Source organism: Aneurinibacillus aneurinilyticus ATCC 12856 (assembly GCF_000466385.1).
GTDB classification, from domain to species: domain Bacteria; phylum Bacillota; class Bacilli; order Aneurinibacillales; family Aneurinibacillaceae; genus Aneurinibacillus; species Aneurinibacillus aneurinilyticus.
The window spans coordinates 86,021-105,639 of record NZ_KE952827.1; the positions used below are offsets into that span (position 1 = coordinate 86,021).

The 19,619-nt window shown below is 47.5% G+C and carries 21 protein-coding genes and 1 pseudogene; 1 reads left to right on the top strand and 21 read right to left on the bottom strand.

Annotated elements, in window-relative coordinates:
- Positions 1-41: 41 nt before the first annotated feature.
- The 12 genes and pseudogenes from HMPREF0083_RS15965 to HMPREF0083_RS16015 all read right to left on the bottom strand — a co-directional run bounded on the left by HMPREF0083_RS15965 (position 42) and on the right by HMPREF0083_RS16015 (position 9,041).
- A complete protein-coding gene (locus tag HMPREF0083_RS15965; protein ID WP_021622604.1) occupies positions 42-647 on the bottom strand; it encodes a DUF1405 domain-containing protein in 606 nt (201 codons plus the stop codon).
- Positions 648-747: 100 nt separating this feature from the next.
- A complete protein-coding gene (locus tag HMPREF0083_RS29810; protein ID WP_262360681.1) occupies positions 748-1,110 on the bottom strand; it encodes a c-type cytochrome in 363 nt (120 codons plus the stop codon).
- 3 nt (positions 1,111-1,113) lie between these two features.
- Positions 1,114-1,884, bottom strand: a pseudogene (locus HMPREF0083_RS15970) (c-type cytochrome); the annotation flags it as partial.
- 36 nt (positions 1,885-1,920) lie between these two features.
- Entirely contained in the window at positions 1,921-2,592 is a 672-nt protein-coding gene (gene qcrB, locus HMPREF0083_RS15975; protein WP_021622606.1) for a menaquinol-cytochrome c reductase cytochrome b subunit, read from the bottom strand.
- 6 nt (positions 2,593-2,598) lie between these two features.
- Positions 2,599-3,123 carry a ubiquinol-cytochrome c reductase iron-sulfur subunit gene (locus tag HMPREF0083_RS15980; protein WP_021622607.1) on the bottom strand — a complete coding sequence of 175 codons (525 nt, stop codon included), beginning with the start codon at positions 3,121-3,123 and terminating at the stop codon, positions 2,599-2,601.
- 176 nt (positions 3,124-3,299) lie between these two features.
- Positions 3,300-3,770: a DUF2487 family protein gene (locus tag HMPREF0083_RS15985; RefSeq protein ID WP_040303060.1), complete on the bottom strand. Its 471-nt coding sequence runs from the start codon at positions 3,768-3,770 to the stop codon at positions 3,300-3,302.
- Positions 3,771-3,923: 153 nt separating this feature from the next.
- The gene (locus HMPREF0083_RS15990; protein WP_040303061.1) at positions 3,924-4,124 is read right to left on the bottom strand and encodes an IDEAL domain-containing protein; all 201 of its coding nucleotides are present in this window, start codon (positions 4,122-4,124) and stop codon (positions 3,924-3,926) included.
- 201 nt (positions 4,125-4,325) lie between these two features.
- Positions 4,326-5,423 (bottom strand): hypothetical protein, encoded by a 1,098-nt coding sequence (locus HMPREF0083_RS15995; protein ID WP_021622610.1) that lies wholly within the window; start codon positions 5,421-5,423, stop codon positions 4,326-4,328.
- A gap of 140 nt (positions 5,424-5,563) precedes the next feature.
- Positions 5,564-6,646: a tetratricopeptide repeat protein gene (locus HMPREF0083_RS16000; protein WP_040303063.1), complete on the bottom strand. Its 1,083-nt coding sequence runs from the start codon at positions 6,644-6,646 to the stop codon at positions 5,564-5,566.
- Positions 6,647-6,708: 62 nt separating this feature from the next.
- A complete protein-coding gene (locus HMPREF0083_RS16005; RefSeq protein ID WP_021622612.1) occupies positions 6,709-7,338 on the bottom strand; it encodes an anti-sigma factor family protein in 630 nt (209 codons plus the stop codon).
- A gap of 2 nt (positions 7,339-7,340) precedes the next feature.
- Entirely contained in the window at positions 7,341-7,937 is a 597-nt protein-coding gene (locus HMPREF0083_RS16010) for an RNA polymerase sigma factor (protein ID WP_021622613.1), read from the bottom strand.
- A 69-nt stretch (positions 7,938-8,006) separates the two neighbouring features.
- On the bottom strand, positions 8,007-9,041 hold the full coding sequence (locus HMPREF0083_RS16015; protein WP_021622614.1) for a hypothetical protein: 1,035 nt from the start codon (positions 9,039-9,041) through the stop codon (positions 8,007-8,009).
- Between the two features lie 406 nt (positions 9,042-9,447).
- Here HMPREF0083_RS16015 and HMPREF0083_RS16020 point away from each other — a divergent pair, with 406 nt between their 5' ends.
- On the top strand, positions 9,448-9,630 hold the full coding sequence (locus HMPREF0083_RS16020; RefSeq protein WP_040303066.1) for an aspartyl-phosphate phosphatase Spo0E family protein: 183 nt from the start codon (positions 9,448-9,450) through the stop codon (positions 9,628-9,630).
- 350 nt (positions 9,631-9,980) lie between these two features.
- Here the strand turns inward: HMPREF0083_RS16020 and aroA are convergent, their stop codons facing one another.
- From aroA to trpE, 9 genes are read right to left on the bottom strand one after another with little or no spacing between them, the layout of a single operon-like run.
- On the bottom strand, positions 9,981-11,264 hold the full coding sequence (gene aroA, locus HMPREF0083_RS16025) for a 3-phosphoshikimate 1-carboxyvinyltransferase (RefSeq protein WP_021622617.1): 1,284 nt from the start codon (positions 11,262-11,264) through the stop codon (positions 9,981-9,983).
- A 14-nt stretch (positions 11,265-11,278) separates the two neighbouring features.
- Complete coding sequence (locus HMPREF0083_RS16030; RefSeq protein WP_021622618.1) at positions 11,279-12,382, bottom strand: prephenate dehydrogenase; 1,104 nt, start codon at positions 12,380-12,382, stop codon at positions 11,279-11,281.
- Positions 12,383-12,432: 50 nt separating this feature from the next.
- Positions 12,433-13,512 (bottom strand): histidinol-phosphate transaminase, encoded by a 1,080-nt coding sequence (gene hisC / locus HMPREF0083_RS16035; RefSeq protein ID WP_021622619.1) that lies wholly within the window; start codon positions 13,510-13,512, stop codon positions 12,433-12,435.
- Positions 13,513-13,550: 38 nt separating this feature from the next.
- A complete protein-coding gene (gene trpA, locus HMPREF0083_RS16040) occupies positions 13,551-14,372 on the bottom strand; it encodes a tryptophan synthase subunit alpha (RefSeq protein WP_021622620.1) in 822 nt (273 codons plus the stop codon).
- Positions 14,369-15,574 carry a tryptophan synthase subunit beta gene (gene trpB / locus HMPREF0083_RS16045; RefSeq protein ID WP_021622621.1) on the bottom strand — a complete coding sequence of 402 codons (1,206 nt, stop codon included), beginning with the start codon at positions 15,572-15,574 and terminating at the stop codon, positions 14,369-14,371. The genes trpA and trpB overlap by 4 nt, the downstream gene beginning before the upstream one ends.
- On the bottom strand, positions 15,552-16,226 hold the full coding sequence (locus HMPREF0083_RS16050; RefSeq protein ID WP_021622622.1) for a phosphoribosylanthranilate isomerase: 675 nt from the start codon (positions 16,224-16,226) through the stop codon (positions 15,552-15,554). Before HMPREF0083_RS16050 ends, trpB begins: the two co-directional genes overlap by 23 nt.
- Positions 16,223-17,038, bottom strand: coding sequence for an indole-3-glycerol phosphate synthase TrpC (trpC, locus tag HMPREF0083_RS16055; RefSeq protein ID WP_021622623.1), 816 nt, complete (start codon positions 17,036-17,038; stop codon positions 16,223-16,225). Before trpC ends, HMPREF0083_RS16050 begins: the two co-directional genes overlap by 4 nt.
- Positions 17,028-18,053: an anthranilate phosphoribosyltransferase gene (gene trpD / locus HMPREF0083_RS16060; RefSeq protein WP_021622624.1), complete on the bottom strand. Its 1,026-nt coding sequence runs from the start codon at positions 18,051-18,053 to the stop codon at positions 17,028-17,030. Before trpD ends, trpC begins: the two co-directional genes overlap by 11 nt.
- On the bottom strand, positions 18,046-19,566 hold the full coding sequence (gene trpE, locus HMPREF0083_RS16065) for an anthranilate synthase component I (RefSeq protein ID WP_021622625.1): 1,521 nt from the start codon (positions 19,564-19,566) through the stop codon (positions 18,046-18,048). The genes trpD and trpE overlap by 8 nt, the downstream gene beginning before the upstream one ends.
- Positions 19,567-19,619: the final 53 nt, after the last annotated feature.

Consider the following 19,619-nt stretch of genomic DNA (forward strand, 5'->3'; position numbering starts at 1 on the left):
CCTCTTACCACATATGTATGAAAGAGAGGACAAGGATATGTTTACGATCTTTGTGCACGTCGATAGAATCGAACCAGAGAATAGACAAGCCATAAACTAAACAGGCTCAACCCTACGGTTGCCCATCCAACCACATTGTGGTATACCTCCAATTCATCCGCAAGCCACGGATGAATATCCAGAGTATAGTCAAGCAAGTCATTCAGCAACGTCCAGGCTGCCACATACAAAATATGACGTAAACGTAATGTATAAAACCTTGCATACAGTAAAGATTCTACCGCCATGCCGCCGTGCGACGCCATTAACATATAATGCTGCCAGTTCAACTGATCACCCAGTGCCGCGCCAGCTATAATGACTGCCACTGCCCATACCCCGTATTTAAAATTTGTTACGGCGGCAAACGCTTCCAGCGATGGTATGCTGCGTCCTACAAGCATTGCAATAAGCACCAGCGTAAATAATGTGCTCGCGGTCGGGCTATCAGGTACAAAAATCCGAAGGAATGCAGGAGACGTCATCTCCAGCTGGTAGGCATACCACATAAAGCCATACACCGAACCAAGCCCGTTAATTATGATCATCATCCAGAGAAACCAGCGGGCACGCAAAGAAGCAATAAACCAATTCCATACTGTTACCATATTGTACTCATCCTTTATGTAATAACTAGCCTTTCTATTTTATCATTTCTATGGTAGTGTGAAAAAGCCAGACGGAGAAATCCGCCTGGCTTTTTGTTTACTACTTCACTGTTTTCAAATATTCAATCATAGAGCTCATCTGTTGGTCGGACCAACCGGCACCAAGCGCTGGCATTCCACCGCGTCCGTTCTTCAGCACTTCTGCCACACCTTCCGGCTTGAGCTTATCAACAACACCAGCCAAACTCGGAGCCGCTCCACCTTTCAAATCTTGACCATGACACATCATGCACTGATTTTGATCAGCCAGAGCTTTGCCTTCTTCAGCCGTTCCGCCGGTCGGAGCGGTCGCACTTGCGCCGCCTTTATCTGCTTCTCCGCCTTCCGGTTTCTTCTCCTCGGTAGCAGGAGCAGGAGTAGAGGCTCCGCCACCAGCCGCTTCACCTTTGCCATCACCTTTCAGGCTGGCAAGATATTTGACAAGCTGGTCAAGCTCTTCCGGAGAACCGTTGAACATACCAGAAGGCATTGCGCCACGACCGTTTACGATCACATCATGAATGGCTTTCTCGTCAAGGCGTCCGCCTACGTTCCATAACGGCGGTGCACCACTGGCACCACCTTCCATATTGCCGCCGTGACATCCTTGGCAGCTTGCCTGTTTCGTCCAAATCGCATCCGCTTTGAAATCAGCCGGTGGCTTCGCAGCCGCAGCGTCGCCAGCACCTGCCGCCGGCTTTGGATGCAGACGATTGTGTTCATCAATCGCAGCCCATGTAAGGTAGAAGATGCTCACAATTGCCAACAGCATAATACCGGTTGCCACAGGACGCTTCGAAGGTTTGCGCTCTGGAGACGTATCCAGCCAAGGAGCAAGCACCAATGCTCCAAATGCAATTCCTGGCACGACCACTACCCCAAATACAACCCAGTTGCCTGACTGCCAAGGATACTTCAGCAATTGATAGAGAAACAAGAAATACCAGTCCGGAAGCGGTATGTACGACGCATTGTTCGGATCTGCTTTCGGTTCCAACGGTGATGGATGGCTAATGGTAAGAATAAGAAAAGCGATTAAGACAACCGCGGCAACCATCCATTCTTTCAATAAGAAGTTTGGCCAGAATGCCTCGGATTTGCCTGGAAATTCTGCATAAGACGGAGCGATGTTCGGCATTCGCTTTGCGGGTACACGCGAGTCACCGACATACTCTATCGTCTTGTCGTGCTTTGCCATTGAATTACCCCCCTTGTCAATGGATCGAACTCCATCTTATAGCGGTCCGGAGATCCCCTGTCTCCGAATCATGATAAAGTGTGCGCCCAGCAAAGCGAACAGGGCGCCCGGCAGGAAAAATACGTGAATCGCAAAGAATCGTGCAAGCGTCTCGGCGCCGACGATCGGACCACCCTGCAGCAGCGTCTTAATGAAGCCGCCGATAAATGGAACCTGCTCCGCAATCTGAATACCTACCTTGGTCGCAAAATACGCTTTATTGTCCCATGGCAGCAGATAACCTGTAAAGCCCAGTCCAAGCATGACGAAGAAAATCAACATCCCAACAACCCAGTTCAATTCACGCGGACGCTTATAGGCTCCCTGGAAAAATACGCGTAATGTATGTAAGAACATCATTACAATTACTAGACTTGCACCCCAGTGGTGCATACCGCGAACGATTACCCCAAATGCAACTTCGTTCTGCAGGTATTTAACCGACTCATACGCATTGATAATATCCGGTACATAATACATCGTCAGAAACATGCCGGACAAAATCTGAATAACGGTAATAAAAAAAGTAAGTCCACCAAAACAATAAACAAACGCCGAAAAGTGGTGGGCCGGGTTTACATGTTCAGGCACCTCATGGTCCGCGATGTCACGCCACATCGGGGTAACATTCAGACGCTCGTCGACCCAATCGTACATTTTGCGGATCATGTTACATTATGCCCCCTCTGCAATCTTGTTTGCCTTCACTTCACCGAGCAGTATTTTGCCGTCTTTCACTTCGACTTCATACTGATCAAGCGGCTTCATAGGCGGTGTGCCCGGAACGTTCTTCCCGTTTTTCTCATACCGGCCCAAATGGCACGGACAGAAGAACTGTTCCTTGTGCTTTTCATCCCCATTCCAATTCACCGTACAGCCTAAATGCTTGCAAATCGGTGAAAGCGCAATCACTTGATCGCCTTGCTTGTAGATCCAGGCCGTTAAAGGTGTTTCTTGTTCGCCTGTCCACACGTCCACAATCTTCTTTTTGAAGCTAATGCTTTTCGGCTCTTCGGTAATCTCGCTCAAGCTCGCTACAGGAACTTTACCGCCCGCAGCGCCTGCTTTCTGCAGGGCCGGATCGATTGCGAACTTAACCATTGGTGCTAACATCCCAGCTGCTAGAAACCCACCGACTCCAGTGAGACAATAATTGAGGAATTGTCTTCTGGATACCCCTTTGTTGTTACGTTCACTCATGCTCTCTAACCTCCTATCCTTATGATAACGTCCGGATGGACGGCAACATTATCACACAACTTTACTAGGACATAACCATCATAAATGGAAGGGTGCCTACTGTCAAGAATTTGCAATACAGGAAACACTATAGTTTCCAGTGTCTTTTTGCTTATTGTTATATAATTTGTCACAATTCATTTCAATTCATTCCGCCAAAGTGCAATACAGCTTTTCACAACACGGTTACTCTCACTTAACGCTTTTTCAAGAAAGAATTTTGTATCCGTCTTCTCTTCGGGTGGCGCTGAGATTACATAGGCTTGTACTCCTTTTTTTATAAGTTCTATTGACAACGTGCTATCATTTGTAACAACTATACAATGAGGAAACCGCTGAATAAGTGCCTGAATATTCTGTTCGATAAGTGCAGTGGAAAATCCTTCATTCATTTCCTTTTTTCTTGCGATAAATAAAGTTTGGAATAAAAGCAAACGTCCTGTCAGTTGTCGCTCTGTATAGCCGCATACTCTCTCAAGCCAGAACTGTTCCTTAATCCAATTCTCATCCCACTTCTCTTCAAATGAAACACACACCGGATACAGCAGCGTGTCCACATATTCCTCCATCGCAATGATCTGTTCCATATCTTCTACTTTCCAACGCATTGTTACATCCTTCCTCCTCTTTATGTAATCATAAGAAAAACTCGCAAGCATTTTTCAAGTGATATATCGGCAGAAAGCGGATATCGCTTTCTTAACCATTGAAAAAAACCCGGAAACTCCGGGTTTTAGCTTACCATATCCTTTGCTTGCACGCTACGTAAGCATCTTGCGTTGTACTTCTTTCAACTCTCCCGTCAGCGCCTTGAACCTTGCTTCATCACCAGCCTCCAACGCCTCGTCAATATCCTTATAAAGATTATCAATTCGATATTTGCGGATAGCTTCATCCAGCACCATTTCTGCCATAAGACTCAGTGTTGAAGGATTTACAATGTTTTGTTTTTGCTTTTCCATTTGCTTTCCCTCCATTCGATGTGCACCGCTTTGATCCGTTTTTTATCTGTTTGCCTGTTATAGCGAGCGTCTCAACATTACTCTTCAATCGTTTTAATTTTCTGAATCCGATATCTTTACTGCCGTTCGCCATCCTTATGCCAGCAGAGAATAAGATTTCCTATTATACATCATATTCTCGTCCGTAAGATGTGTACTCAATTATTTACGATTTTGTGTTTTATTTAATAAAGATTTACCCCACTTTGTTAGCGAATAAACAGGAACGTCCGGCATGTGTATTCCCCTCCGTAACACCCCCAGATAAACCATCATGGACAGCAGACGGCGACGAATCACCTCTTCTTCAATGTCATAATAAAAGGGGCGGACCCAATTTCGCAGCGCACGTATCAGACTTGCCTCTTCCCGCCAATCTTCATCACAAACGCAGGCAAGTAACATCCATAGGCTTTCAATAGCCGGGATTGCTTTTTTGTAAGATAAAAGCCAATATGCCATAAGACGCTCCGCGCTCTTTTCTTGTTCCTGTTCAAGTGTCAGCGCCTGCTTCGCACCTGCTTCCGTCAATATCAATGCTTCTTCTCTTTCCTGCAGCCACTGCTGATGATACGCGAAATCATATATCAGCGCCAAACGATCCGGATAATCCCGGAACCTTCGCCCATACCCGAAACGCCATTCCTTCCCATCAATTAACTCTTCACGCACGGCCATAAACTCCATTAATTTCTGCTGTTGCTTGCGGTACATCACACCTTCTTTAGACAGCGGTACATGGTTCGTCTGCACATATTTGATCAGTTGCTGTACATCGTGCGCCATTGCGTATGTGTCATCACGGTATGCATTGGGCCTTGTATAATTACCATATGCAGCTTCACACACTTCTTTAACAAAAATCTCTCGCCATTTTCGACGCAGATCATCTGGCATTGTATAGACAAACGCGTATGACTTTCGGATACGGAACAACCAGCCCCCGTCTAAAACACGGTCCAGTAGCTTTTCATGTTCGCCGTGCCGAATCTCTTCCTTGAATGCTTTTCTGGCTCGGCTCAACAATGCTTCACGTGAATATTCCTTTCGTTTCTCAAATAAAAGGGGAAGCAGAAACCTTTTCTCTTCCCAGGTGAGCTGATCATGCAATCCCTGACAAAACCCGGAGGAAGTCAATCGATTATGTAATCCCTGCACCAGTTCATGCTTCGAATGGATGTTGCACGTAATCCCACAGGCGGAAGCCAACTGGTGCAGTTGTCCAATATCAGCATAGACAAGCGTATCAGCCAGATTCATTCAAATTTCCCCTTTCAGGAAATACTGTTACCTGTCAGTATTGACCGAAAGAAAAACAACGTATACACAGACGATACATTTTTTATGCTTACAACGTAAAAAGCAGACTCCTGCATACACAGGAACCTGCTTTTAATTATTTAATGTCGAAATAGATTTTGATAGCGCTCTTGTGCATCAGCTACGGCTTCATCTCCGTCCATTGCCTGTTCGTAAAAAGCCAGTGCCTCTTCCACCTTGCCTTTAGCTTCCGCGACACGCCCCTGCCAATACCAATATATCGGATCTTCCTCATCCAATTCGCGAAGCCGTGCAAGTGCCTCATTCGCTTCATCCCATCTTCTGAGTTCAATAACAAAGCGCAAATAACCAGGGAGAAGCCTCTCTTCTTCAATACGAAGGGATAACGCCTGCCGGTAAATAGCCACAGCTTGCTCACGCATACCCAGCTTCCATAACGCTTCCGCCAATAGCGGATATGCCACTATATAATCCGCATCCGCTTCGATAAGGCGTGCAAGATAGCGTACAGCCCGTTGCCAATCGTCAAGCTGGTATGCCGTCATCCCTGCCCCGTATAACACCTCAGCGTCGCCCTCATCTTTAGCTAGCCTTTCATATAAAGCCAGTGCCTCTTCGAAATTCCCTTGCCGTGCAGCCAGACGAGCCCTTTCGCGCAAAATTTGTGACTCATCTTCAAACCCTTCAAGCAGTTGCCATTTTTCTATTGCCCGTTTATTTTCGCCTTGTTCTGCATATAGCTTTCCTAATAAGTATTGGATTTCTTCATTATCCGGTTCAAGTTCAACGGCACGCTCAAAGTAGCGGACCGCCACCTCCGTAAGCCCCTCTATGAGAAACAGTTCACCAAGCAGAGCATATACACGGTAGTCATCTGTTCCAACTTCTTTTATTGGTAAGAGCGTGTCCATTGCTTCCTGCAGCCTGTCCAAATCAATATAAAGCGAAGCCCGATACACACTCATTTCTCCTTGAATTTCGTCATCCCATTCCGCCCGTCGTACTTCCATTCCCTCTAAAATATCGAGTGCCACGTCGTGATGCCCTAGCTCATGATAAATATTGACCAACTGCAGTCCTAGAATCGGATCGTTCGTATGGCTATCCCGAATATCTGCAAGCTTGGCAAGCCCGCCTTCAATATCGCCTGCTTCCAATAACGCGATGGCCCGGTCAAGCTGTGCCTGCCATTGTTGTTTCATGAAAAAACCTCCCTCTATCTGTTCACCCTCCGGCAAAAAGAAAAACCGTCCACAATGAACGGTCAGCCTGCATGTTTCTTCGAGCGCGAAAGCCAACTCATACTAACCACAGTAACCAGTATACCAAACAATGCCGAGAGCAGACCATAATGAACACGTGAAGGTTGCTCTTTCGGCGACAAACTGTAGGGAATAGGAGCATTCGCACTAGCGATGACGCCATATTGAGTTTTTGGGATACTTTCGCTTCTTTCTGGTGAAAAGCGGAGCGCTTCAGCAGAAGCAACCATATCAGTTGCTGTATCAAACGCCGCTGGATGCATGACTTCGCTCAGCTGCTTGCCAAGGATAAACACAGGAAGAAAAGAAGCAAGCAACAATGCAATTGCCAGACCTGTTATCCACTGTCTGAGCGGTTTCGGAATTTCACGGGCTCTTTCCGGTGCAGGAGAAGCCCACTTATTTTCTTGAAGAATCCGCTCCATTACTTTATCGGATACAGACAGGTGCTCATACGTTGTAGGCAGGACGGGCGAATGAAGGAACGCTTGGTTCGAGTCTATGTAAAATGCATGTTCATCCTGGCACGCTTCGCACTCTTCCAGATGTTTTTCCACTTCTTTCTCTTGTGCAGAAGACAGCTTGCCCTCCATATAATTCGCAAGCAGCTGTTGCACCGTCTTGCAGTTCATGGCTATCTCATTCCTTCCGCTTCATCGAACTGCGCCTCGATCATATAAGGCTCAAGCTGTTGTTTAATACTATGGCGCGCACGGAATAGAAGTGATTTTACGGAACTTACCGTTGAATCGAGTATGACCGCGATTTCTTTATAGTCCAACTGCTCATATTCCCGGAGAATAAGGGCAGTTCGCTGCTTCTCAGGAAGTTTGTTAATAGCCTGGCGCACAAGATGAACCCGTTCCGTACGCAACAATTCCTGCTCAGGCAACCTGTCGACGGAAATACGCGCAGGCTGCTGCTTGCTATCTTCAAGATATACCTCAGAGTTCCGGCTCTTCCTTAATTCGCTTAATACAGTATTGCGGGCGATAGTATACAGCCACGTCGAGAAGGATGCTTCAACATCCCGGAACGAATGGAGACTGCGGAACGCTTTGTAAAACGTTTCCTGGGCCAAGTCTTCCGCCATGTCCTCCATATGGTAGCTTTTAAGCATATGCAGAATAAATGCGAGAATCCTTCGTTCGTACCGGTTAATCAATTCTGCATAGCATTCCACCCGGCCATCTTTGATTTCGCGAATTAATTGGGAATCGGTGACCAACATCTGTTACCTCCTCGTTGTCTTCCACTCCCTTTGTGCCATACCGTTGCACTGCATCGGTATTCGACGTTCCTAGAGAGCTATGTTGCATCTATTTGCATCTTTTTCTGTAAATAGTAAGTATTTGTTTCTTCTTCCTCTCGTATAGACGAGGGAAGGTGACCAAAAAGTTGCAGGGTTTTTAAAATTTTTTTTCGAAAGAAGAAAAAAGTCGGCTTCTGATCCTGCTACGAGCGCTCCTTTCTGCGGATACGAACCAAATAATCTGGCCGGCTGCTGGGAGCCTATCTCTACGATTCTTTGCAGCGTCCGCTCATTCATAGAAAGTTGTCCGAACCTTGTGGAAGAAATAGAAAACATCCCGAATTGTTTTCTATCGTAAGCAAGCTCTGAATCCTTGTCCATTTCCCATGTAACATACGCACCGTATGAACCCTTCCGGTCAGAAATACTTTTGATGATTTTCGGATGCTCATCTAGTATAAGTGAAATCCCTCTATATTCCAACATCGTAACTAGCAACGGTAGATGTTCTGCAAGCCAATGTTTTCTTTCACGCAGTGTGCATTCCTCTACAAAAGATAGCTTAAGGGCAAGCCGATAGCGAGAAAAACCAGCTAATAGCAGTGACCAGAATGAAGCCGAAAGTGAATCAGAAGGAAGTAAAATCATTTCAAGCATCGGAATACGATGTGCAAGAACAGCCCGGATTAGCGATTCATTTACTAAACGATACGGTACACGCAGCCGCACTTTATACTCAAGCCAACTGTTATGATGCATGGCCAATTCATAGCCGAGCAATGTACGCCAATTTGCCCCATGGTTTACTGTCAAGTCATCCACATAGGCGGTATATCCTTCCCGAAGCCATTGCTCCTGTATATGTTTAAACCCTTCAGCATTCGTTCTCCCACTTCCTAGCGAAGAACCAAAGCGAAATAAGCCAGGAAGCATATAACAATCGCTCCCATCTATTTCTTTTATCGGCGGCTTTGGGGGGATATGTTCATGGATATAATGAATTATTTGATCCTGAACCCATACATCAGCCGTAAAGCAGCGTCCTGAATTTACGAGAGTGGACCCACGTACAATAAATTCCATCTTACTCGTCCCCCATTCATCTATTTGCCTTTAGCAATATTGGAAATTTCGCCGGTTCGGTTGGGATATAACAATCCGTAGACATATCGTATGAGAGTGCCTCCGCAAGCTTCACATGCTATATGCTATACTTTTTGCCCCATAAGATGAGTTCGTCCGATAAAAGCGGGGCACTTTCGACTTTTTATGCACGTTTATTTCTTCACACTCCTTTGAAGATAGGAGGAAAAAATAAGAGTCTGTCCTACATCCATACATATGCAGCGTCGAAAAAAACATACCTAGAAGATATCGTGTTATAATTTGTCGATTGATTAGGGCTTTCCCCAAGTCCTATCACATACTACACTGGAACATGTGACTGTATCATATGATCAGATATGTAATTGGTAAGGAGGGGTGGTCCGTGGAAGAAAGAAAATTAATTCAATTAATCACGGAGAAAAGGCGCTCTATGCACTCTCTTTATATACAGGCAAACAAGAATTTACGTGATGAGAAAGTGCTGGCTGCAAGTAAGGAAGTCGACCGTTTGATTAATACGATTATGAAACAGCGCATGGCCGCACGTAGTAAAGTTCACTGTTAACAGCGAAGATTTTTACACATATACGAAATATCCCTGGAGGAAGCAGTTCGCTCTATGCCATAGCACAAACACGGACAGGGCACGGCACCATGTTTGTTTCTTTTCCGCAAAGCTCTAAGAAAAGAAACGACCACGGTGCCGTGCCCTGTTCGCATGCCATAAGCCTGATGAAATGAACCGGCAAATGATAAAATAGGCAAAAAAATCCGCCTCGGCGCATTGCCCGAAGCGGTATGGGGAATTCCCATATATGGATAGGAGTGGAGAGAAACCATACTATAATCTTCATTATAGGGTTTCTCTATTAAAAGTCAACCTTTTATTCAGACTTATTTTATTTTTGTCACATTTCACTCACTTATCTGCTGTAGTGTTGCAAAAAAGCCAGGGAATGACACATCGATGGATGCTGCATTCAGTACGGTCGTTTCGCCGGAAGCAGCCAATCCTGCAACTGCAACGGCCATACCAATACGATGATCGCCATGGCTATCACATACGGCTCCGGTAAGGGGCGTTCCGCCATGAATAATCATTCCATCCTCGGTTGGTTCAATATGAGCGCCCATTTTACGAAGCTCCGCCACTACTGTATCAATCCGGTTTGTCTCCTTTACTTTAAGCTCGGCCGCATCCTTAATCACGGTTACGCCCTCCGCTTGTGTGGCAAGCACAGCAATCACCGGAATTTCATCAATGAGACGCGGGATAATCCCCCCGCCGATTTCGGTACCTTTAAGGAAAGAATATGCAACCTCAATATCCGCCACTGGCTCTCCATTCATGAGCCGTTCGTTATGTAACATCAGGTCTGCACCCATCGCTTTAAGAACATCAATAATACCGGAACGTGTCGGGTTTATCCCCACATTCCGTACCGTAACACGACTGCCCGGAAGCATGGCGGCAGCCACCAACGGGAATGCTGCCGATGAAATGTCTCCCGGCACTTGAATACGCCCCGGAGATACTAACCTCTGCCCTCCATGTATACGTACGCCGCCGGTAAACGATTCGACCTCCACACCGAACGAACGTAGCATCCTCTCCGTGTGATCACGTGACAGTTCAGGCTCATATACCGTGGTCGTTCCTTCTGCCTGCAATCCGGCGAGCAGCACGGCTGACTTAATCTGAGCACTGCTTACCGGTGAATGGTATTCTATCCCTGTAAGTTTGCCACCACGAAGTGAGAGCGGCGTATATTCCCCATTCTGTCGTCCTGCAATATCAGCGCCCATCTGGCGCAAGGGACCAGTTACCCGCTTCATGGGGCGTCTGGCAATCGATTCATCGCCAATCAGCACACTATGAAAAGGCTGCGTCGACAAAATGCCCATCATAAGCCGAATGGTCGTACCGGAATTGCCAATATCAAGAATATCAGCTGGTTCAGTAAGACCGTACCAGCCTTTGCCCTCCACCTGTACACAGTCGCCATCCTGTTTGACAGTAATTCCAAGCTTACGAAAACAAGAAATCGTACTTAAACAATCAGCCCCCGGAAGGAACCCTTCAATTGAGGTTGTCCCTTCTGCAAGTGCGCTAAACATCACTGCCCGATGCGAGATGGATTTATCGCCAGGTACGGTAATCTCTCCTTCAACTCGTTGTACGCCTTGAATGGTTGCCACTATGCATTCGCCTCCTACTCTCGCTCATATACGCTATAGCCTTCGTCTTTCAGTACATGGGTTGCTTTCTCTATATCTTCATGGCTGCGGAATGAGATACGCAGCACACCGAGAATGTCCTCCCGAGTTTCCAAAATGCTAATATTCGTAATGCTAATTTTCTCCTCTCCGAGCAAAGTTGTTACCCGGGCAATAACGCCTGGTTCATCGGGAATATCCACATATAAATCGAAATAAGGCTGCAATGCGCCCTTTTTCTTCTCAGGTAATGCATTGCGAAACGTACGAGCTTCAGCAAAGAAACGTTCAATTCCCGGTCCATCAGCTCTTTCAACTAAAGTGGAGATACGTTCCATAACTTGCTTTAAATCTTCCGCCATCTTTTTCATTACTGGTCGGTTATTTAGCAAAATATCACGCCACATGCCCGGATTACTAGAGGCAATGCGCGTAATATCGCGGAAGCCACCCGCAGCCAAACTCCGGTACCAATCCATTTCGTCCGCTTCACTGTATGAGGCAACCTGGTTCACTAGCGCAGATGCAATAATATGGGGAAAATGGCTAATAGCCCCGACAACTTCATCATGTCTTTGCGCATTCATTACCACTACTTTAGCATGTGTAGGTGCAAGAAGTTCCCTTAAGCGATCGGTCACAGCCGTTGGCGTATCTTTCGCCGGAGTTAGCACATAATATGCATTTTCGAACAAGCGATCATGCGAAGCTTCCACGCCTGATTTATGGGACCCAGCCATTGGATGACCGCCGATAAAGAATACGCCCCGTTGCGCAAATCCATGAGAATGCTCCATTACCGACACTTTTGTACTGCCGGTGTCGGAAATAACTGCGCCTTCTTTAAGGGGTGTATAACGTAAAAATGAAATCAACTCCTGCAGTTTGCCTACAGGAGCGCACAAAAAGATGTAATCGGCCTGCGCTACCGCTTCAGCCAAATGGGTCGTTCCACTATCGATGACACCAAGCGATCGGGCCATACGCAAATTTTCTTCCACTACGTCAAAACCGGTAATATGTACGTCTTCGTTTTTCCGAAGCGAGAGTGCCAGCGAACCGCCGATAAGCCCCACTCCTAGAATTGCTATCTCAGTCATGCCTTTGCCTTCTCCTCCACTCTATCGAAAAAGGCCGCTATCCGCGAGAATTACATTCTCGCGGGAGCCAATACAGATTTTAGTGCGGCCAGCATTTTTTCGTTCTGTTCCTTATTTCCAATCGTCACACGAATCGCCTGCGGAAACGCGCGAATAATAACACCTTGCTTAAGCATCTCCTGAAAAATCTCTTTCGAATCGCGCTCCGGCATAATATAGACGAAATTAGTCTCGGAACGATAATAAGGTACACCCAATGCATCCAATTCTGTATAAACCTGGGCTAACCCTTCAGCATTGGCCTCTTTGCACTGCAGGACAAATTCCTGGTCGGCAAGTGCGGCAAGCGCAGCTTTCTGGGCAAGATGGTTCACATTGAACGGCTCGCGTACGCGGTTTAGCTTATCGATAATATCCTCTGCCGCTACGCCATAACCTACGCGCAGGGCCGCGATGCCGTAAATTTTCGAAAATGTGCGCAGCACAATAACATTCTTATATTTTTTCAGCAAATCAAGCGATTTGGGGAAAGCTTCACTCTTTACATATTCTACATACGCTTCGTCCAGCACCACCAACGCATGATCAGGTACCTGATCAAGGAAACGGATTAACTCCTTCTCCTCAATCATCAAGCCGGTCGGATTATTCGGATTGCACACCCACACAACACGCGTCTGGTCGTTGATACGTGCAAGCATCGCATCCAAATCATGCGCTCCATTTACGCATGGCACTTCGATAACCTCCGCGCCTTCAATCGTCGCATTCGTTTTATATACAGAAAATGTAGGAGTCGCCAGCACGGTATTCGTGCCCGCTTCTAAATAGGCACGGACGATAAGCATAACAATCTCATCTGACCCATTACCAAAGACAAGTTCCCCTTCCCCTACCTTTAGGAATGAAGCAAGCGCACTGCGTAACTCTAGGCAAGCGCCGTCCGGATAAATCGGCAGTTGATCAAGCTCTGCAACAATGGCTTCCTTTACTTTTGGCGAGCTACCAAACGGGTTTTCATTAGACGCCAATTTAATGACTTCGGTTAAACCTAGCTCCCGCTTTACATCTTCAATCGGCTTACCTGGCTCATAGATGGGTAGACTGACAATCCGAGTTTTTGGAATCATTCTCTCACCTCTCACATGTTTTCACTGTTTTTCATCCATCATACCCTAGATTGCAACTGTTGTACAAATTTTTTTACTATATGAAAACCTTCTTCCTTTGTTTCTTCGCACATTAAAAGGGACTCTGCTTCACGGATTTTTTCGAGTAAGGCACTGCCAACAATAAATCCATCGCTATACGGTGCAACCATCTGTGCCTGTTCAGCACTGGAAATACCGAAGCCGACCGCAACAGGAACAGACGAAAAAGCACGAACCTGTTCAAGGAAGCGAGTAACCCCCTCACCGAGTGCTGCACGGGCACCGGTAACACCAAGTGAAGATACGCAGTATAGAAATCCGCTTGCTCGTGAAGCGATCATCTCGACCCGCTGTTCTGATGTGGGAGCTACTAGCTGAATAAGCGGACGGGCATGTGCATGCGCCAATGCCTCAATGTCCTCAGCCTCCTCCACAGGCAAATCAGGAATGAGAATACCGTCTATTCCTGATGCTTCCATATCCTTGAACAAACGCTCCGGCCCATGCTGAAGCACAGGATTGATATACGTAAATAACACCAGCGGAACAGTAAGTCCTGCGCTCCGCATTTTCTCCGCCAACTCCACTGTTCGTCCAATCGTCATCCCATATGAGAGCGCCTGCGCGGATGCATGCTGAATCGTCGGTCCATCCGCCAGCGGATCTGAATATGGAACCCCCAGTTCAATCACCGCCGCCCCTTCTTCCTGAAGCGCAAGCGCGATATCCACTGTCAGTTCAGGAGCCGGATACCCGGCTGTAATGAATGGAATAAACGCTTGTTTTCCTTCTGCAAAAGCGGCTGTAATACGTTCTGCACCTGTTTTCGTGCCCATCATGCTTGATCGCCTCCTTCACGCTCATAAATTTGGGTAACATCTTTGTCGCCGCGTCCTGATAGACAGACAACGATAATCTTATCCGGGGACAATGTCGGGGCAAGCTTAATCGTCTCCGCTACCGCGTGAGCACTTTCTAAAGCCGGGATAATGCCCTCTTCCCGACACAACATACGCAGTGCATCTAATGCTTCCTCATCCGTTACCGCATGATATGCAGCCCGTCCGCTATCATGCAAGTATGCGTGCTCCGGTCCCACACCCGGATAGTCCAGACCAGCAGAAATCGAATGCGGTTCGGTAATCTGTCCGAACTCATCCTGAAGCAAATACGTCATCGTACCATGAAGCACACCACGTGTTCCCTTCGTAATTGTGGCGGCGTGTTTGTTCGTATTAACACCATGTCCGGCTGCCTCGGCACCGATTAGCGAAACATCCTCATCTTCTAGAAACGGATAGAACATGCCGATCGCATTGCTGCCTCCGCCTACACATGCAACGACATAATCAGGCAGACGATGTTCGGCCTTAAGGATTTGCGCTCTCGTTTCATCGCCGATAATACGTTGAAAATCACGGACCATTTTCGGATACGGATGCGGCCCGGTGGCAGAACCAATAATATAAAAGGTAGTATCCACCTTGCTTACCCAGAACCGAATGGCCTCACTGGTCGCATCCTTTAACGTACGCGTACCGGAATAGACTGGAATCACTTCCGCTCCAAGCAGTTCCATACGAAATACATTCAGCTTCTGGCGTTTCATATCCTCTTCGCCCATAAAGACTTTGCACTTTAGCCCGAGACGAGCTGCCACAGTCGCCGATGCGACACCGTGCTGGCCCGCACCAGTCTCCGCAATAATCTCCCGCTTGCCCATCCGCTTGGCCAGAAGGCCTTGCGCCAATGCATTATTGATTTTATGTGCACCCGTATGGTTCAAGTCTTCCCGCTTCAAGTAAATGCGTGCGCCGCCCAGCTTTTCAGTCAGACGCTCTGCATAATACAGCGGTGTAGGGCGCCCGGAATATTCCTGCAGAAAATACGCAAGCTCCTCCTGAAACGCTTTATCCTGCAACGCATCTTCATATGCTGCCTCTAATTCATCAAGCGCATTAACAAGCGTTTCCGGTACATACCGTCCACCAAATGCCCCAAATCGACCTCTGCTCTGCTCACTCAACTGTGCTCTGCTCATACATCTTCATCCTCTCTATGATTTTCCGCATTTTCGCAATGTCTTTCTTTCCGTTCGTTTCCGCTCCGCTGGAGATGTCCACACCGTCGGGATTGTAATGCATAAGTAAGTCGGATACGTTGTCCGCATTAATTCCGCCTGCCACCAACAGTGGAATGCCTTGTGCTCGGCTCCATGCAAGGTATGAGGCGATACGTCCCCAGTCAAACGTTTTCCCTGTACCGCCACGTTGCTTTCCAGATGCTGTATCCAACAGTATATAATCAATGTTTCCACTATAGGCAGCCAGCTCCGGTCGTATCGAATGACCTTCTTGTGTCTGAATGCTGAATGTTTTCGTTACTACGCAGCCAAATCGTTCACGAACCTCCCGGCAAAAGGCCGGGGATTCTTCACCATGCAATTGCACGATATCCAGTGATGCAGCTTTAAAGACTGTAGTAATGTCTGCAATAGATGGATTCACGAACACGCCTGCCGTCTTCGTTGTTCCCGGAATTAACCGGGAGAGACGTTCCCATTGTACGGGCTCTATTCGACGCCTACTCTCGGCAAATACGAAGCCCAGCTGATCAGGCGAAAGTGCCGCAGCAGCCATCCCTACCAATGTTTCCGTATCCGTAATACCACAAATCTTCAACATCGGCGTCATCGGTTTGTCTCCGTAACCGGGTTGTTCACCGAACCTACCAAATCACACACTGCGCTCTCGATCTCCGACTGACGCATAAAATGCTCTCCTACCAGTACGCCACTAATACCGGCTTCGGCTAGCCGTGCGATTTGTTCCGCCGAATAAATGCCGCTTTCGCTAATCGTTACGAAGGAATCGGGCAAGCGCTCCAGCAATGTAAATGTAGTAGCAAGCGAAGTATTGAACGTTGCTAAATCCCGGTTGTTTACTCCAAGCAAATCCGGCTCTACCACATCAAGTACATCGTCAAGCTCCTGTGCCGTATGTACTTCCACGAGTGTTTCCATGCCGAGTGCCTTCGCTTCCTTGAACAGTGTGCGCAACTGTTCGCGATCCAGGATGGCGGCAATAAGCAGTACGACATCCGCTCCGTATGCCCGCGCTTCATACAACTGCAGCGGGTCAACCATAAAATCTTTGCGGAGCAACGGAATCGGCTTATGCAACGCCCGCTTAATCTCGTTCAGGAAAGAAAGATGCCCCTGAAAAAACTGCTCATCCGTCAACACGGATATGCCTTCTGCATCGGCTGCTTCATATGACCGGGCAATAGCCAGAGGATCGAACGGATCTCTGATTAACCCGCGCGAAGGGGACGCTTTTTTCACCTCGGCGATAACGCCAACCTTACGCGAACGTTCCAGAAAACGCCGTTTCAGCGATAAGCAAGGTGCCATGTCTGCTATTTGCCGCTCCAATTCCGCAAATGATGTTCGTTCATACAACCGCGTTACTTCCTGTTGTTTCTGCGCCACAATTTTACGAAGCATGACTTACCCCTCCTGTCACTTCAACTAATTGCTCCAGCTTCTGTTTTCCTTCCCCTGTATCCAATAAATCTTGCACCAAGCGAACACCCTCTGCAATGGAGGACGCCTCGTCACCCAGATAGAAAGCAGCTGCCGCATTCAATACGACAATATCGCGGTATGCGCCCTTCTCACCATTAAGTACACGCTTAATGATCTCAGCATTTACTTGTGCATCGCCTCCGGCTACCTCAGCCAGCGGATACGAATCTAAACCGAACATTTCCGGATGAACCGTATACGAGGAAATCATCCCATAGTTTACCTCTACAATATAGGTTGGCTCGCTGATACTAATTTCGTCCAGACCATCGGCGCCTGCAACGACAAGCGCTCGTTTAACTCCCATCTCATTCAACACTTCCGCTACCTTCAATCCCAGGCTTTTATCATAAATGCCTAATAGTTGCCGATCGGCGCGCGCCGGATTGGTCAGCGGCCCTAAAAGGTTAAATACAGTACGGAAGCCAAGCTGCCGCCTCGGTTCCACCGCGTGCTTCATCGCCTGATGATACTGTGGTGCAAACATGAAGCATAGATTTGTCTCCGTCAGACAGCGCGTCGCTGCCTCCGGTGTGCTCGTAATCGTAACGCCAAGCGCCTCCAGCACATCGGCGCTTCCGCTCTTGCTCGATACGGCCCTGTTGCCGTGTTTGGCAACCCGCACGCCGCCCGCCGCTGCAACTAGCGCCGCCGCTGTAGAGATGTTAAATGTTCCACCTCCATCACCGCCCGTACCACACGTATCCAGCAAGCCTTCTCCACATGTATCCAGGCGAATCGCTTTTTCGCGCATCGCTTCCACAAACCCGACGATTTCATCGACCGTCTCACCTTTCATGCGCAAAGCCGTCAACAAACCGGCAATCTGAATCGGCTGCGCTTCACCCTCCATAATGAGCCGCATGGCTTCACGCGCCTCTTCGCGTGTAAGCGATTCACCGTGCGCCACCCGACCAAGCAATTGTTTAAACATGCATTCTCATCTCCTCTATGCTCATCATTTTCTCAGCTAAGCTCAGCGCGTTTATCATCGCTCCTGCTTTATTTCTTGATTCTTCATATTCATCATCCGGTACAGAGTCCGCTACGATACCGCCTCCAGCCTGAACGTACGCTTTTCCGTCTTTAAATACAATCGTCCGGATAACAATGCAGGAATCGAGATTTCCTCCAAAACTAAAATAACCGACTGCTCCGCCATAAAAGCCGCGCGCCTGGCCTTCCAATTCTGCGATGATTTCCATAGCTCTTATTTTTGGTGAACCGGACAGCGTTCCAGCCGGGAAGCATGAGGTGAGTGCATCAAACGGTTCCATTCCGTCTGCAAGCATACCCTGAACGTGCGATACCATATGGATCACCCGTGAATAGTACTCTACATCCATCTGCTGGGTTACTTCCACGCTTCCATACCGTGCCACTCTTCCAATATCGTTACGGCCCAAATCAAGCAGCATCAAGTGCTCAGCACACTCTTTTTCATCAGCCAGCATCTCGGATGCAAGCACCGCATCCTCTTCTTCACTTATTCCACGGCGCCTTGTTCCCGCAATAGGTCTTGTTTCCGCTTTTCCATTATTCACTTTCACAAGCAATTCCGGCGATGTTCCGGCAACTGTAACACCATCAATTTCAAAGTAGTACATGTAAGGGGATGGATTGGTCAAACGAAGAATCCGGTAAACAAGCAACGGGTCCGCAGTATGTTCCACTGAGAAGCGCTGTGACAATACAACCTGAAAGATATCTCCGGCAGCAATATACTCTTTCGCCTGCTCTACCATTCGCACATATGATTCTTTCGTTATGTTGCTCTTCACTGCAAGCGGCTTTCCTTCTGCAGGAATATTGTCGATACGAGTGAATGCGCGTGTCTCCGATTCGGTAATTTCCCGAACGAGAGCACGTATCCTCGCACACGCTTTTTCATAAGATACGGCTAGTTCTGCATCTGTCATATCCTTATCTGCCTGCATATTGACAATTACCTTCACTTCTTGTTTTACATGATCGTATGCAATCACTTCGTCGGCAAAAAGCAAATGTATCGTATCTAGTTGCAGTTCATCATGGGCGGCTTTCGGGAGTTCCTCGACAAACCCAATCGTATCGTATCCAAGCAAGCCGACTGCGCCACCAGTGAAAGGAGGCAGACCGTTTAATTTTGGGCTGCGAAAACGGGAAAGCTGAAGGCGTAGCGCATCGAGCGGATTGCCTTCCGCTATCTCATGCTCACCAGAACGGTATGAAAGTTCAAGTTTTGTGTCTTTTACACGACATTTCAGAAACGGATGCAGACCGATAAAGGAATAACGACCAAAACGGCTGCCTGCCTCCACGCTTTCTAGCAAAAATGAATCAGGTCTGCGCAAGCTTTGATATAAGTGAATAGGGGTCGCCTGATCGGCCAAAAGGGAATACGAGATGGGAATAAAATTATAGCGTAAGGCAAGTTCTTGCACCTCAGCTAACGACGGGGTAAACATATGGTTGTCACCTCTCCTCTCATTAAGGAAGAGGGCCTAAAGAAGAATATAAA

Excerpts from the sequence above, each read along its gene's own strand:
- HMPREF0083_RS16005 (WP_021622612.1), bottom strand. The coding sequence starts at position 7,338 with ATGAACTGCAAGACGGTGCAACAGCTGCTTGCGAATTATATGGAGGGC.
- trpB (WP_021622621.1), bottom strand. The coding sequence starts at position 15,574 with ATGAGCAGAGCACAGTTGAGTGAGCAGAGCAGAGGTCGATTTGGGGCA.
- HMPREF0083_RS15965 (WP_021622604.1), bottom strand. The coding sequence starts at position 647 with ATGGTAACAGTATGGAATTGGTTTATTGCTTCTTTGCGTGCCCGCTGG.
- hisC (WP_021622619.1), bottom strand. The coding sequence starts at position 13,512 with ATGATTCCAAAAACTCGGATTGTCAGTCTACCCATCTATGAGCCAGGT.
- HMPREF0083_RS15980 (WP_021622607.1), bottom strand. The coding sequence starts at position 3,123 with ATGAGTGAACGTAACAACAAAGGGGTATCCAGAAGACAATTCCTCAAT.
- qcrB (WP_021622606.1), bottom strand. The coding sequence starts at position 2,592 with ATGATCCGCAAAATGTACGATTGGGTCGACGAGCGTCTGAATGTTACC.
- trpA (WP_021622620.1), bottom strand. The coding sequence starts at position 14,372 with ATGATGGGCACGAAAACAGGTGCAGAACGTATTACAGCCGCTTTTGCA.
- HMPREF0083_RS16000 (WP_040303063.1), bottom strand. The coding sequence starts at position 6,646 with ATGAAACAACAATGGCAGGCACAGCTTGACCGGGCCATCGCGTTATTG.
- trpC (WP_021622623.1), bottom strand. The coding sequence starts at position 17,038 with ATGCTTCGTAAAATTGTGGCGCAGAAACAACAGGAAGTAACGCGGTTG.
- HMPREF0083_RS15990 (WP_040303061.1), bottom strand. The coding sequence starts at position 4,124 with ATGGAAAAGCAAAAACAAAACATTGTAAATCCTTCAACACTGAGTCTT.
- trpD (WP_021622624.1), bottom strand. The coding sequence starts at position 18,053 with ATGTTTAAACAATTGCTTGGTCGGGTGGCGCACGGTGAATCGCTTACA.
- HMPREF0083_RS15995 (WP_021622610.1), bottom strand. The coding sequence starts at position 5,423 with ATGAATCTGGCTGATACGCTTGTCTATGCTGATATTGGACAACTGCAC.
- HMPREF0083_RS16010 (WP_021622613.1), bottom strand. The coding sequence starts at position 7,937 with ATGTTGGTCACCGATTCCCAATTAATTCGCGAAATCAAAGATGGCCGG.
- HMPREF0083_RS16050 (WP_021622622.1), bottom strand. The coding sequence starts at position 16,226 with ATGACGCCGATGTTGAAGATTTGTGGTATTACGGATACGGAAACATTG.
- HMPREF0083_RS16030 (WP_021622618.1), bottom strand. The coding sequence starts at position 12,382 with ATGACTGAGATAGCAATTCTAGGAGTGGGGCTTATCGGCGGTTCGCTG.
- HMPREF0083_RS16015 (WP_021622614.1), bottom strand. The coding sequence starts at position 9,041 with ATGGAATTTATTGTACGTGGGTCCACTCTCGTAAATTCAGGACGCTGC.
- trpE (WP_021622625.1), bottom strand. The coding sequence starts at position 19,566 with ATGTTTACCCCGTCGTTAGCTGAGGTGCAAGAACTTGCCTTACGCTAT.
- HMPREF0083_RS15985 (WP_040303060.1), bottom strand. The coding sequence starts at position 3,770 with ATGCGTTGGAAAGTAGAAGATATGGAACAGATCATTGCGATGGAGGAA.